This is a genomic window from Geodermatophilus sp. SYSU D00697 (assembly GCF_054050175.1).
Genome location: NZ_JBJGYV010000001.1, coordinates 203,392 through 215,555, shown reverse-complemented (window position 1 = coordinate 215,555; position 12,164 = coordinate 203,392). Strand labels below are relative to the sequence as shown.

Annotated in this window: 7 protein-coding genes; 1 reads left to right on the top strand and 6 read right to left on the bottom strand. The window is 70.6% G+C overall.

The genetic code is table 11. The features are described 5' to 3' along the window. The first annotated feature begins 26 nt into the window (after positions 1-26). Positions 27-1,067: an LLM class F420-dependent oxidoreductase gene (locus ACI79C_RS01055; RefSeq protein WP_456943757.1), complete on the top strand. Its 1,041-nt coding sequence runs from the start codon at positions 27-29 to the stop codon at positions 1,065-1,067. 112 nt (positions 1,068-1,179) lie between these two features. Here the strand turns inward: ACI79C_RS01055 and ACI79C_RS01050 are convergent, their stop codons facing one another. The 6 genes from ACI79C_RS01050 to rplA form a co-directional block, all read right to left on the bottom strand. Continuing rightward, positions 1,180-5,085 (bottom strand): DNA-directed RNA polymerase subunit beta', encoded by a 3,906-nt coding sequence (locus ACI79C_RS01050; RefSeq protein WP_456943756.1) that lies wholly within the window; start codon positions 5,083-5,085, stop codon positions 1,180-1,182. An 88-nt stretch (positions 5,086-5,173) separates the two neighbouring features. After that, on the bottom strand, positions 5,174-8,683 hold the full coding sequence (rpoB, locus tag ACI79C_RS01045) for a DNA-directed RNA polymerase subunit beta (RefSeq protein ID WP_456943755.1): 3,510 nt from the start codon (positions 8,681-8,683) through the stop codon (positions 5,174-5,176). Between the two features lie 551 nt (positions 8,684-9,234). Beyond that, complete coding sequence (gene rplL / locus ACI79C_RS01040; RefSeq protein WP_456943754.1) at positions 9,235-9,633, bottom strand: 50S ribosomal protein L7/L12; 399 nt, start codon at positions 9,631-9,633, stop codon at positions 9,235-9,237. A gap of 17 nt (positions 9,634-9,650) precedes the next feature. Beyond that, positions 9,651-10,247, bottom strand: coding sequence for a 50S ribosomal protein L10 (gene rplJ / locus ACI79C_RS01035; protein WP_456943753.1), 597 nt, complete (start codon positions 10,245-10,247; stop codon positions 9,651-9,653). Positions 10,248-10,524: 277 nt separating this feature from the next. Further along, positions 10,525-11,181: an NADPH-dependent F420 reductase gene (locus ACI79C_RS01030; protein ID WP_456943752.1), complete on the bottom strand. Its 657-nt coding sequence runs from the start codon at positions 11,179-11,181 to the stop codon at positions 10,525-10,527. A gap of 156 nt (positions 11,182-11,337) precedes the next feature. Continuing rightward, positions 11,338-12,057, bottom strand: a complete 720-nt coding sequence (gene rplA, locus ACI79C_RS01025) for a 50S ribosomal protein L1 (protein ID WP_456943751.1) — start codon at positions 12,055-12,057, stop codon at positions 11,338-11,340. Between the last annotated feature and the right edge of the window lie 107 nt (positions 12,058-12,164).

Genomic DNA, 12,164 nt, shown 5'->3' with positions numbered 1-12,164 from the left:
GGGCGCCGCCGACCTGAGGAGTGGACGTGCGCATCGGCATCCAGGCCAGCTACAGCGGTGGGTTCCGTGAGACCGCCGCGGAGATCCGCGACCTCGAGTCCGCTGGGCTCGACCTCGCGATGGTGGCGGAGGTCTACACCTTCGACGCGGTGAGCCAGCTCGGGTACCTGGCGGCGGTGACCCAGCGGGTCGAGCTGATGAGCGGCATCTTCCCCATCTACAGCCGCACCCCCGCCCTGACCGCCATGACCGCGGCGGGGCTGGACTTCGTGTCCGACGGCCGGTTCACGCTGGGCCTGGGCGCCTCGGGCCCGCAGGTCATCGAGGGCTGGCACGGGGTCCGCTACGACGCCCCCCTGCAGCGCACCCGCGAGATCGTGGAGATCTGCCGGCAGGTCTGGCGCCGCGAGCGGCTCGTCCACGACGGGCCGAAGTACACCATCCCGCTGCCGGCGGACCAGGGCAGCGGCCTGGGCAAGCCGCTCAAGCTCATCAACACGCCGGTGCGGGAGCGGATCCCGGTGCTGTTGGCCGCGCTCGGTCCCAAGAACGTCGAACTGGCCGCGGAGATCGCCGAGGCCTGGGAGCCGATCTTCTTCATGCCGGAGAAGGCGGCCGCGGTGTGGGGCGAGTCGCTGGCCGCGGGGCGGGCCCGGCGCGACCCGACCCTCGGTGACCTCCAGGTCGTGACCGGCGTGCCCGTGGCGATCGGGGACGACGTCGAGCCGCTGCTGGACCACGTCCGGCCCTCCCTGGCGCTCTACATCGGCGGCATGGGCGCACGGGGCAAGAACTTCTACAACGACCTGGCCCGGCGCTACGGCTACGAGGACGAGGCTCGGACCATCCAGGACCTCTACCTCGACGGCAAGAAGGACGAGGCGGCCGCGGCGATCCCCGACGAGCTGGTGCGGGCGACGTCGCTGATCGGGCCGGAGGGCCACGTCGCCGAGCGGGTCGCCGCGTTCCGGGAGGCCGGCGTCACCACGCTGATGCTGCAGCCGCTCGACGGCAGTCCCGAGGGACGCCTGAGGACGGTGGAGACGATGCGGCGCCTGGCGGGGTGAGCACCGGCGCACGCCGCGCGCGCCCGGTCCCGCTCCCCGTGCCGGTCAGTACGCGGCAGGGCCCCGCAGGCGGTTCGCCTGCGGGGCCCTGCCGTCACTGCCTACCGGGGGTTCAGCCCCGCCAGTCGTACTCCTCGAGGCGGACGGCCTCGCCGGAGCCCTGACCGAAGACGTCCGGGCTGTAGTACTGCCCGTCGTCGTACCCGGCCATCGTGTAGACGGCGGCGCGGGCCTCCTCGGTCGGCTCGACCGTGATGTTCCGGTAGCGGCTGATGCCGGTACCGGCCGGGATCAGCTTCCCGATGATCACGTTCTCCTTGAGGCCGAGCAGGCTGTCGCTCTTGCCCTGGATCGCGGCGTCGGTGAGCACCTTGGTCGTCTCCTGGAAGGAGGCGGCCGACAGCCACGACTCGGTCGCGAGCGAGGCCTTGGTGATGCCCATCAGCACCGGGCGGGCCGAGGCCGGCTCGCCACCCTCGGCGACGACCCGACGGTTCTCGGTCTCGAACAGCGTCCGCTCGACCAGCGCCCCGGGCAGGAACTCCGTCGCGCCCGAGTCGATGATGGTCACCCGCTTGAGCATCTGGCGGATGATCACCTCGATGTGCTTGTCGTGGATCGACACACCCTGGCTGCGGTAGACCTCCTGGACCTCGCGGACCAGGTGCAGCTGCACCTCGCGCGGGCCCATGATCCTCAGCACCTCGTGCGGGTCGACCGCACCCTCGGTGAGCTGCTCGCCGACCTCGACGTGGCCGCCGTCCTCGACCCGCAGCCGCGAGCGACGCGACAGCTTGTCGTAGACGACCTCGTCGGAGCCGTCGTCCGGCGTGATCGTGAGCTTCCGGAACTGCTCGCCGTCCTCGATGCGGACGCGGCCGGCCAGCTCGGCGATCGGCGCCTTGCCCTTGGGGACGCGGGCCTCGAAGAGCTCCACGACACGCGGCAGACCGTGGGTGATGTCCTCACCCGCGACACCACCGGTGTGGAAGGTGCGCATCGTCAGCTGGGTGCCGGGCTCACCGATCGACTGGGCGGCGATGATGCCGACCGCCTCGCCGACGTCCACCAGCTTGCCGGTCGCCAGCGACCGGCCGTAGCAGGTGGCGCAGGTGCCCAGCAGCGACTCGCAGGTCAGGACGCAGCGGACCTTGACCTCCGCGACGCCGGCGTCGACCAGCTGGCCGATCAGCACGTCGCCGAGGTCCTGCCCGGCCTGCGCGATCAGCGTGCCGTCCTCGGCCACCACGTCGGCGGCCAGGGAGCGGGCGTACACGCTGGTCTCGACGTGCGCGTCCCGGGTGAGCTGGCCGTCGATCACGGTCGCGATCGGCATGATCACGCCGCGCTCGGTGCCGCAGTCCTCCTCGCGGATGATGACGTCCTGCGAGACGTCGACCAGCCGGCGGGTGAGGTAACCCGAGTCCGCCGTCCGCAGCGCGGTGTCGGCCAGACCCTTGCGCGCACCGTGCGTGGAGATGAAGTACTCCAGCACGGACAGACCCTCCCGGAAGTTGGCCTTGATCGGCCGCGGGATGATCTCGCCCTTCGGGTTGGCGACCAGACCACGCATACCGGCGATCTGGCTGATCTGCATCATGTTGCCTCGGGCGCCCGAGTTGACCATGACCCAGACCGGGTTGGTGGTCGGGAAGTTGTCCACCATCGCCTGGGAGACCTCGGCCCGCGCACGGGTCCAGATCTCGATCAGCTCGCCACGACGCTCGGCGTCGGTGATGACACCGCGCTCGTACTGGCGCTCGATCTGCCGGGCCTCGGACTCGTGCCGGTCGAGGATCTCCTGCTTGGCCGGCGGGGTCACCACGTCGTCGATGGCGATCGTGACACCCGAGCGGGTCGCCCAGCGGAAGCCGGCCGACTTGAGGGCGTCGAGGGTCGCCGCGACCTGCACCTTGGGGTAGCGCTCGGCGAGGTCGTTGACGATCGCCCCGAGCTCCTTCTTCGGCACCTGGTAGTTGACGAACCGGTAGTCCTCGGGCAGGGCCTCGTTGAACAGCACCCGGCCCAGGCTGGTCGCCACCAGCGCGGGCTGGCCCGGCGTCCAGTCCGCCGGCTGCTCCCACGGCTCGTTGACCTTGCCGTTGTCGACGCCGAAGACCTCGTCGAGGCGGATCAGCGCCCGCTCCTGCAGACCCAGCGCGCCCTGGTCGTAGGCCATGACCGCCTCGGCCGCCGACGCGTACGCCGCCGGCCGGCCGCCGTCGGCCTCGTACCGGCTGGGCACCAGGGTGGTCAGGTGGTACAGGCCCAGCACCATGTCCTGGGTCGGCGCGGTGATCGGGCGACCGTCGGCCGGGGACAGGATGTTGTTCGAGGACAGCATCAGGATGCGGGCCTCGGCCTGGGCCTCGGCAGACAGCGGCAGGTGCACCGCCATCTGGTCACCGTCGAAGTCCGCGTTGAACGCGGTGCAGACCAGCGGGTGGATCTGGATGGCCTTGCCCTCGACCAGCTGCGGCTCGAAGGCCTGGATGCCCAGACGGTGCAGCGTCGGCGCGCGGTTGAGCAGCACCGGGTGCTCGGTGATGACCTCCTCGAGCACGTCCCACACGACCGGCCGGGCGCGCTCGACCATGCGCTTGGCGGACTTGATGTTCTGCGCGTGGTTGAGGTCGACCAGCCGCTTCATGACGAAGGGCTTGAACAGCTCCAGGGCCATCTGCTTGGGCAGACCACACTGGTGCAGCTTCAGCTGCGGGCCGACGACGATGACCGAGCGGCCGGAGTAGTCGACGCGCTTGCCGAGCAGGTTCTGGCGGAACCGGCCCTGCTTGCCCTTGAGCAGGTCGGACAGCGACTTGAGGGGACGGTTGCCCGGGCCGGTGACCGGCCGGCCGCGACGGCCGTTGTCGAACAGCGCGTCGACGGACTCCTGCAGCATCCGCTTCTCGTTGTTCACGATGATCTCGGGCGCGCCGAGGTCGAGGAGCCGCTTGAGCCGGTTGTTCCGGTTGATCACGCGCCGGTACAGGTCGTTCATGTCGCTGGTCGCGAAGCGGCCACCGTCGAGCTGCACCATCGGGCGCAGGTCCGGCGGGATGACCGGGACGCAGTCCAGCACCATGCCCATCGGCGAGTTGCGGGTCTGCTGGAACGCCGCGACGACCTTGAGCCGCTTGAGGGCCCGCAGCTTGCGCTGGCCCTTGCCGCTGCGGATCGTCTCGCGCAGCGAGGCGGCCTCGGCGTCGAGGTCGAAGTCGGCGAGCAGCTTCTGCAGCGCCGCGGCGCCCATGCCGCCCTCGAAGTACTCGCCGAACCGGTCGCGCAGCTCCCGGTAGAGCCCCTCGTCGGCGATGAGCTGCTTGACCTCGAGCTTGCGGAAGGTGTCGAGCACCTCCTCGAGGCGGTCGATCTCCCGCTGGGCGCGGTCGCGCAGCTGGCGCATCTCGCGCTCGCCGCCCTCGCGGACCTTGCGGCGGACGTCGGACTTGGCGCCCTCGGCCTCGAGCTCGGCCAGGTCGGCCTCCAGCTTCTGCTGGCGGGCCTCGACGTCGGCGTCGCGACGGGTCTCGAGGTTGTGCTTCTCCGCGCTGATCTCGGCCTCGATGGTCGGGAGGTCGCGGTGACGCGTCTCGTCGTCGACCGAGGTGATCAGGTACGCGGCGAAGTAGATGATCTTCTCGAGGTCCTTGGGCGCCAGGTCGAGCAGGTAGCCCAGGCGCGAGGGGACGCCCTTGAAGAACCAGATGTGGGTGACCGGCGCGGCCAGCTCGATGTGGCCCATCCGCTCACGGCGGACCTTGGCCCGGGTCACCTCGACGCCGCAGCGCTCACAGATGATGCCCTTGAACCGGACCCGCTTGTACTTGCCGCAGTAGCACTCCCAGTCCCGGGTGGGACCGAAGATCTTCTCGCAGAAGAGACCGTCCTTCTCCGGACGCAGCGTCCGGTAGTTGATGGTCTCGGGCTTCTTCACCTCACCGTGGCTCCACTGGCGGATGTCGTCGCCGGTGGCCAGACCGATGCGGAGCTCGTCGAAGAAGTTGACGTCGAGCAAGGGGACCCCTTTCCGGGGCTAGTTCGCTTCTGTGTCAGAGATGTGTGGCCGGCCGGCCCTGGAGCTCAGGGCCGGCCGGCGGGGACGATCAGACGTCCTCGACGCTGGAGGGCTCGCGGCGGGACAGGTCGATGCCCAGCTCCTCCGCGGCCCGGAAGACCTCGTCGTCGGTGTCCCGCAGCTCGATCGCCTGCCCGTCACCGGACAGCACCTCGACGTTGAGGCACAGCGACTGCAGCTCCTTGAGCAACACCTTGAACGACTCGGGGATGCCCGGCTCGGGGATGTTCTCGCCCTTGACGATCGCCTCGTAGACCTTGACGCGGCCCAGGATGTCGTCGGACTTGATGGTCAGCAGCTCCTGCAGCGCGTAGGCCGCACCGTAGGCCTGCATCGCCCAGCACTCCATCTCACCGAAGCGCTGGCCACCGAACTGCGCCTTACCACCCAGCGGCTGCTGCGTGATCATCGAGTAGGGGCCGGTCGACCGGGCGTGGATCTTGTCGTCGACCAGGTGCAGCAGCTTCAGGATGTAGACGTAGCCGACCGAGATCGCCTCCGGGAAGGGCTCCCCGGACCGGCCGTCGAACAGCCGGGCCTTGCCGGTGGGCTGCACCATCCGGTTGCCGTCGCGGTTGGGGATGGTCGAGCTGAGCAGCCCGACGATCTCCTCCTCGCGCGCACCGTCGAACACCGGGGTCGCCGTCCGGGTGCCCGGCTCGGCGGCGCGGGCGGCCTCGGGCAGGTTCACCGCCCACTCCGGGTCGCCCTCGACCTGCCAGCCGGACTTGGCGACCCACCCGAGGTGGGTCTCCAGGACCTGGCCGACGTTCATCCGGCCGGGGACGCCGAGCGGGTTGAGGACGATGTCCACCGGGGTGCCGTCCTCGAGGAAGGGCATGTCCTCCTGCGGCAGGATCTTCGCGATGACGCCCTTGTTGCCGTGGCGGCCGGCGAGCTTGTCACCGTCGGAGATCTTGCGCATCTGGGCGACGTAGACCCGGATCAGCTCGTTGACGCCGGCGGGCAGCTCGTCGCCGTCCTCGCGCGAGAACACGCGGACGCCGATGACCTTGCCGGACTCACCGTGCTTCACCTTCAGCGACGTGTCGCGGACCTCCCGCGCCTTCTCACCGAAGATCGCCCGGAGCAGCCGCTCCTCGGGGGTCAGCTCGGTCTCGCCCTTGGGCGTGACCTTGCCGACGAGGATGTCGCCGGGGACGACCTCGGCACCGATGCGGATGATGCCGCGCTCGTCGAGGTCGGCGAGGACCTCCTCGGAGACGTTCGGGATGTCCCGGGTGATCTCCTCGGCACCGAGCTTGGTGTCGCGGGCGTCGACCTCGAACTCCTCGATGTGGATCGAGGACAGGACGTCGTCCTGCACGAGGCGCTGCGACAGGATGATCGCGTCCTCGTAGTTGTGGCCCTCCCACGGCATGAAGGCGACGAGCAGGTTCTTGCCCAGCGCCATCTCACCCTGGTCGGTGCACGGCCCGTCGGCGATGACCTGGCCGACCTCGACCCGCTGGCCCTCGTCGACGACGGGGGTCTGGTTGATCGAGGTGCCCTGGTTGGAGCGGCGGAACTTCAGCAGCCGGTAGGTCTGCCGGGTGCCGTCGTCGGCCATGACGGTGACGTAGTCGGCGGTGGAGTCCTCGACCACACCGGCCTTCTCGGCCACCACCACGTCGCCGGCGTCGACCGCGGCCCGCAGCTCCATGCCGGTGCCCACCAGGGGCGCCTCGCTGCGCAGCAGCGGGACGGCCTGGCGCTGCATGTTCGCGCCCATGAGCGCGCGGTTGGCGTCGTCGTGCTCGAGGAACGGGATCATCGCCGTCGCGACCGAGGTCATCTGCCGCGGCGAGACGTCCATGTAGTCGACCTGCTCGGGCGAGAGGTAGTCGACCTCGCCGCCCTTGGTGCGGACCAGGACGCGCTCCTCGGAGAAGCGGCCCTGCGCGTCCAGCGGCGAGTTCGCCTGGGCGACGACGAAGCGGTCCTCCTCGTCGGCGGTCAGGTAGTCGATCGAGTCGGTGACCACCCCGTTGCTCACCCGGCGGTACGGCGTCTCGATAAAGCCGAACGGGTTGACCCGCGCGTAGGCCGACAGCGAACCGATCAGGCCGATGTTCGGGCCTTCCGGGGTCTCGATCGGGCACATCCGGCCGTAGTGGCTCGGGTGCACGTCCCGGACCTCCATGCCGGCCCGCTCACGGGACAGGCCACCCGGGCCCAGCGCCGACAGGCGGCGCTTGTGGGTCAGGCCCGAGAGGGGGTTGGTCTGGTCCATGAACTGGGACGACTGGCTGGTGCCGAAGAACTCCTTGATGGAGGCGACGACCGGCCGGATGTTGATCAGGGTCTGCGGCGTGATCGCCTCGACGTCCTGGGTCGTCATCCGCTCGCGGACCACGCGCTCCATGCGGGAGAGGCCGACCCGGATCTGGTTCTGGATCAGCTCGCCGACCGTGCGCAGGCGACGGTTGCCGAAGTGGTCGATGTCGTCGACGCCGTGGTCGGGCTCGCCGGCGTGGAGGCGCACGACGTACTCGATGGTGGCGACGATGTCGTCCTCGGTCAGCGTCGAGGTGCCCTGCGGCACGTCGACGCCCAGCTTCTTGTTGACCTTGTACCGGCCGACCTTGGCCAGGTCGTAGCGCTTGGCGTTGAAGAAGAGGTTCTCCAGCAGCGCCTGGGCGCTCTCCCGCGTCGGCGGCTCACCCGGCCGCAGCTTGCGGTAGATGTCGAGCAGCGCCTCGTCCTGCCCGGCGATGTGGTCCTTCTCCAGGGTGGCGAGGATGGTGGGCGACCACTGGAAGTGCTCGCGGATGCGGTCCTCGGTCCAGCCCAGGGCCTTGAGCAGCACGGTGACCGGCTGCCGGCGCTTGCGGTCGATGCGGACGCCGACGGTGTCGCGCTTGTCGACGTCGAACTCCAGCCACGCACCGCGGCTGGGGATGACCTTGGCGCTGAAGACGTCCTTGTCCGACGTCTTGTCCAGGGTCTTGTCGAAGTAGACGCCGGGGCTGCGGACCAGCTGCGAGACGACGACACGCTCGGTCCCGTTGATGACGAACGTGCCCTTGTTCGTCATGATCGGGAAGTCGCCCATGAACACCGTCTGGCTCTTGATCTCGCCAGTGGTGTTGTTCATGAACTCGGCGGTGACGAACAGCGGCGCCGCGTAGGTCATGTCCTTGTCCTTGCACTCCTCGAGGGACGCCTTCACGTCCTCGAAGCGCGGGTTGGAGAAGGACAGCGACATGGAGCCGCTGAAGTCCTCGATCGGGGAGATCTCCTCGAGGATCTCGGCCAGGCCGCCGACGGCGTCGGCCTGCTCCTCGGGCGGGAGTGTGGCCCGCCACTCGGGGCTGCCGACCAGCCAGTCGAAGGAGGCCGTCTGGAGGGCCAGCAGGTCCGGCACCTCGAGCGGCTCGGAGATCTTGGCGAACGAGACGCGCAGCGGCGCGCCGGGGATCTTCTGCTGATCGGCCTCGCCGGTGCGGGGGCCGGTCTGGGGGGACTGCGGGGTGATGCCGGTGGTACCTGACTCGGTGGTGCTGGCGGAGATGCTGGTGGGGCGAGAGCCTGCCAAGATGCGTCCTTCCAAGGACCTCACGACGTGCGGGCGGTGGGTGCTGTTCGTCCTGGGTCGTCGTCGGTAATGGCGGGGCTGTCCGCGTCGTCCTGCACGATGGGGGTCCACCGGGTCCGGGACGGATCCCGGGCACCACTGGTGACCCGTCAGTAGCGGGCAGGCAGTCAGGGGGCAGCGCAACAGAGAACCCTACCCCCGCTACGGCGGGCTGTCCACGTCGGGGGTCCGGTGCGACCGGAGACACACCCGGGAAGGACAGCCGGCCCGCAGGGGCCGGGTGGGTCGTGCGCGACGACACGGCCATGATGCCAGCCGGACGGCGGCTGCGGGACCGCCACGCCGGGATCTCCTGGTCGGGAACCGCGGGGTCACCGCGGGGTCACCGTGCGACGGCACCCGGCAGGCGGGACGGCGCAGGGGCCGCCCTCCGGGTGGAGGACGGCCCCTGCGGGTCGTGCGAGGTGGTGCTCACCCGGCGTCCGCCGGGGCAAGGCCTCGCTGCAGGGTCCCGCGCCGAGCCTGCGAGGCGCGGGGGCAGCGAGGTCCTCCTACTTGACGGTGACGGTGGCGCCGGCGCCCTCGAGAGCGGCCTTGGCCTTCTCGGCGGCGTCCTTCGCGACCTTCTCCAGGACCGGCTTCGGCGCGCCGTCGACCAGGTCCTTGGCCTCCTTGAGGCCCAGCGAGGTCAGGCCGCGCACCTCCTTGATGACCTGGATCTTCTTGTCACCGGCGCTCTCGAGGATGACGTCGAACTCGTCCTGCTCCTCGGCAGCGGCGGCACCGCCGTCGCCACCGGCGCCACCGGCGGCCGGGGCGGCCGCGACGGCGACGGGCGCAGCAGCGGTGACCTCGAAGGTCTCCTCGAACTGCTTCACGAAGTCGGACAGCTCGAGCAGCGTCATCTCCTTGAACGCGTCGAGCAGGTCCTGGGTGGACAGCTTGGCCATGATCTCTCCTTCGGGGGTCAGTCGGTGCTGGCCGCGGCGTCGCCGGCGGCAGCGTCGGAGTCGGTGGTGGTGGTGTCAGCAGCAGCGGAGTCGGCGCCCTCGGCGGGCTTCTTCTCCTGCAGCGCAGCGGCCAGGCGGGCGACCTGGGACAGCGGGGCCTGGAACAGACCCGCGGCCTTGGTGAGGTTGCCCTTCATCGCGCCGGCCAGCTTGGCCAGCAGGACCTCGCGCGGCTCGACGTCGGCGAGGGCGGTGACCTCGGCGGCGCCGACCGTGCGGCCCTCGACCACGGCGCCCTTGACGACGAGCAGCGGGTTGGCGCGCGCGAAGTCTCGGATGGCCTTGGCGGCGTTCACCGGGTCGCCCTCGATGAAGGCGATCGCGGTGGGCCCGTTGAGCAGCGGGGCCAGGTCGGCGAAACCGACCTGCTCCGCGGCCCGCTTCGTCAGCGTGTTCTTGACGACGGCGTAGCTGCTGCCCTCACCGAGGGAACGGCGCAGCTGGGTCAGCTGGGCCACGGTCAGCCCGCGGTACTCGGTGAGCACCGCCGCGCTGGACGACTGGAACCGCTCGGTGATCTCGTCGATCACCGCGGCCTTCGCCTGCGTGGGCATGGGCCTCCTCTCGTCTGTCGGGCGACCACCGGCCGGTGCACGACGGCGGGCGATACCGGGCCCGGAGACGAGCAACGCCCCGGCGCAGGGCGCACGGGGCGAGGGACGGTCGCAGCGCGCCCGTCGATCGAACCGTCCTCCTGCGCGGGTCGCCCGGGATCCGGGACCTTCGATCGCACGCGGACGTGCGACGACCAGCGGTCTTGGGGGGAACGGGACCAAGAGTACGCGATGGATGCGCCGAGCCGGTAGCCGGCCGGTCCACGACTCTCCGCCGTCAGCTCCGCGTGGCGGCGGCCAGGTGGGCGCGCAGCTGCCCTGCCTCGTCCTCGGCTCCGTAACCGGGGGTCCCCGGCTCGATCCGCCAGCTGTCGGCGAGCGTGCCGAGGTCCACGACGTCGAAGCCCAGCTCCTCGATGAACGCGGCGACCCGCTGCTTGGCCGCGGCGTCGTCCCCCGCGATGGCCAGGGCCCGGCGGTGCTCGGTACCGGCCGGCGACCGGTGGTCGACGATCTGCGCGGCGGCGATGTGGTTGAAGGCCTTGACCACCGAGGACGCCGGCAGCCGCCGCTGCAGCAGCTCCGAACTCGTGGCCCGGCCCTCGTCCAGGTCGGCGATCCGGCCGTCCCGCTGCGGGTAGTAGTTGCCGGTGTCGATGACGACCTTGCCGGCGAGCGGCTCGACCGGCACCTGACCGATCGCGTGCAGCGGGATGGTCACCACGGCGAGGTCGGCGGCCTCGGCCGCCTCCCGCGCGGTGGCCGCCCGCACCGAGCCGCGTGACGTGGGTCGGGCGGCGAGCTCGGCGACGAGTTCGGCCAGCGTCTCCGGGCCGCGTGAGTTGGACAGGACGACGTCGTGACCCGCGTCGAGCGCGACGCGGGCGAGTGCGCTGCCGATGTGACCCGCGCCGATGGTCCCCAGGGTGCTCATGACCGCGACAACCGCGCGCCGCCACCGTCCCTTCCGGCCCCGGCAACGCCGGAGGCCCCGCAGCGACGTGCGCTGCGGGGCCTCGTGGGCTTCCCCTCGGCCCCGTCCCGGGCCCTGCCCTGAGCCTGCGAAGGGTGGGGAGGACGGGGTCCTCTCTCAGGCGGTGGACTCGTCCACCGTCAGGTTGCGGGTGCGGTTCGGGTCGACCGGGATGCCCGGGCCCATGGTCGTGGAGATGGTGACCTTCTTGAGGTACCGGCCCTTGGCCGCGGCGGGCTTGGCCCGCAGGACCTCGTCCAGCGCCGCGGCGTAGTTCTCCACCAGCTTGGCCTCGTCGAACGAGGTCTTGCCGATGACCAGGTGCAGGTTGGCCTGCTTGTCGACGCGGAAGTTGATCTTCCCGCCCTTGATGTCGTTGACGGCCTTGGTCACGTCGGGGGTGACCGTGCCGGTCTTCGGGTTCGGCATCAGGCCGCGCGGGCCGAGGATGCGGGCGATCCGGCCGACCTTGGCCATCTGGTCGGGGGTGGCGATCGCCGCGTCGAAGTCCAGGAAACCGCCCTGGATCCGCTCGATCAGGTCGTCGGAGCCGACGACGTCGGCGCCGGCCGCCTCGGCCTCGGCGGCCTTGTCACCGGTCGCGAAGACGATGACGCGGGCGGTCTTGCCGGTGCCGTGCGGCAGGTTGACGGTGCCGCGGACCATCTGGTCGGCCTTGCGCGGGTCGACGCCCAGCCGCATGGCGACCTCGACGGTGGCGTCGTAGGACGTCGGCGAGGTCTCCTTGGCCAGGGAGGCCGCCTGCAGCGGGGAGTACAGGTTGTCGCGGTCGACCTTCGCGGCCGCCTCGCGGAACTTCTTGCCGTGCTTCGCCATGGTGTGTCCTCTCCCCCGGCGCGCGGCCGGGAGGTCGTGTGGTGCGCGGGCCTGGCGCAGGCCCTCCCACGGGTGCTCGAACGGGTCCGGTGCGGACCCGGTGGTGC